The organism is Dethiosulfatibacter sp. (genome assembly GCF_983023055.1).
This window is the reverse complement of record NZ_CEZJXU010000459.1, coordinates 1-2,000: the sequence shown is the minus strand read 5'-3', so window position 1 is coordinate 2,000 and position 2,000 is coordinate 1. Positions and strand designations below refer to the sequence as shown.

The 2,000-nt window shown below is 34.2% G+C and carries 3 protein-coding genes and 1 pseudogene; all 4 read right to left on the bottom strand.

Annotated features, from left to right (window positions below; genetic code table 11):
- Nucleotides 1–59: 59 nt before the first annotated feature.
- Nucleotides 60–593 carry a permease gene (locus AC3AX0_RS12385; RefSeq protein WP_487550586.1) on the bottom strand — a complete coding sequence of 178 codons (534 nt, stop codon included), beginning with the start codon at nt 591–593 and terminating at the stop codon, nt 60–62.
- Nucleotides 590–1,069, bottom strand: coding sequence for a permease (locus AC3AX0_RS12380; protein ID WP_487550585.1), 480 nt, complete (start codon nt 1,067–1,069; stop codon nt 590–592). Before AC3AX0_RS12380 ends, AC3AX0_RS12385 begins: the two co-directional genes overlap by 4 nt.
- Complete coding sequence (locus AC3AX0_RS12375) at nt 1,070–1,783, bottom strand: DNA alkylation repair protein (RefSeq protein WP_487550584.1); 714 nt, start codon at nt 1,781–1,783, stop codon at nt 1,070–1,072.
- Between the two features lie 119 nt (nt 1,784–1,902).
- Nucleotides 1,903–2,000: pseudogene (locus AC3AX0_RS12370) on the bottom strand (AAA family ATPase); the annotation flags it as partial.

Genomic DNA, 2,000 nt, shown 5'->3' with positions numbered 1-2,000 from the left:
GGTTAACGCAGCGTAGCTGCTTTCTTGTTGCTCAAATATATTTAATTGCCATCCTTAAACTACATTGTTGCTGACTTCTTGTAAATATCTTCAATTTCATTTTTATGCATGATTTTTTCTATAAGCCATGCGATTATGATTATACCAGGTATGTCAACCAGCAGTCTCGTAATTGCAAAGGGCTTTCCCAGAGATGCCATTTCAAACAAAAACATAGGGATTTTTGTAGTTGACCAGGCACCAATAAAGATTAAAACATTGCTAAACTTGGCACCTTTCTTCATGAGCACCGCAGCTACGGGAAATGCTCCGTATAATGGTCCTACTGCCGCTGAACCTAGGAAAAATGCAAGCATAATTCCCCTTATTCCTGAATTCGATCCCATATGTGTGATCATAAGTTCTCTTGGAACCCAAACATCCAAAAGTCCTAAAAGTATGAATATAGGCGGAAGTATTGTAACCATTTCCTTAAAGCCGTACAATGTCATATGCATTGCCCTCTCAGCCATTTCCCTATTGACAAAATACATTACTGATAGAACAAGTGCTGAAATCAAAAACATTCTGTATTTCTTAATTATCTTGATCATCCCAGTATCCTCCCTATTACAAATGCTACGACAAACGAAAATAAAAATGCAAACACATTTCTAATTATTGTCATCTTCTTTCCAAAATATTCCATTTCCAATGGAGCCGTCATGACACCAACCATCATTAATGATGATACAAAAGCCGCAATCTGCATATAACCTGCTCCGTTTTGCAAAACCATTGCAGCTGTTGGAAAAGCAACAAATCCAGGTATCAGTGTAATTGCTCCCACAACTGCCGAAACAACAACACCTATCCATCCAGACTCTTCACCAATAACCTTTGAAATTGTTTCGGCATTAAATACGGAAAAAATTAGTCCTACAAGCATCAGTATTCCAAGAAGCTGCGGAAGTATTTTCATCAAGGATTTCCATCCTTTTTTTAATGCCATTTTTGTCTTTTTTTTATCTTTTTTAAACGAAACAAGAAGTAGAACTGCTGTAATAATATAAAGTATATAACTATTCAATCAAATTTCTCCTTTTAAAAATTTTTGTCTAATCTTTTCGTCAAATTTCTCAATACTGTATCTTAACATGGTACGAGGCATTTGATTATAGTATTCTATCAGAAAATCATATTCAATTTGGTAATCTCTGTTACCAATTTCTCTCAACATCCAGCCAACAGCCTTGTGTATCAGGTCATGTTCATGATTAAGTAGTATTTTGCTTATTTTAAGGGCATCTACAAAGTCTCCATTTTTGATAAAATGAAAAGTTGTCATTATTGAAATTCTCTGTTTCCAAAGATGGCTCTCTTTTGCAAATTCATATAGTATTTCCCTGCTGCAATCATCCAAAAAAGGTCCCATAATTTTATGAGCTGATGAATCCACCAGGTCCCAGTTGTTTATATAATCAGTATTACTAATATATTCTTCATAAATTTCTTTCTTTAAATCATAATCCTTTGATTTTTCGAAAATTTTCACAAGCACGAGAAGAGATGTAAGCCTGTATTCATGAATATCTGAATGAAGAAGATCTATTACATCACTTACAGATACATTCCTGTAGAACTTTTGTACCACCTTTCTCTGATTTGGTACAGTAACTCCAATGAACTTATCACCTTCGCCATATTCCCCATGTCCAGTCTTGAAAAAACGAGTGAGAACATTAATCTTATCATTATCTATATATTTTTCCAATTCTTTTTTTATTTCATGAACCTTGGCCATTGCAATCCTCCTTGTAAAATTCAATTTTATCATTTGTCCATTAAAATCCTAAGCATTCCCTCTGTATCGTTTAAAAATCTTTTTGTAATCTGATAATGGTCTGTTTCCATATATTCTATTTCTGCATTGAATCCAAAAGCAACTGCTATGGCTTCAAGAAGCGTGGATTTTCCGCTTCCATTTTCTCCAATGATAAATGTTATTTTGGGATGCAGTT

Coding starts and splice junctions, on each gene's coding strand:
- AC3AX0_RS12385 (WP_487550586.1), bottom strand. CDS start 593: ATGATCAAGATAATTAAGAAATACAGAATGTTTTTGATTTCAGCACTT.
- AC3AX0_RS12375 (WP_487550584.1), bottom strand. CDS start 1,783: ATGGCCAAGGTTCATGAAATAAAAAAAGAATTGGAAAAATATATAGAT.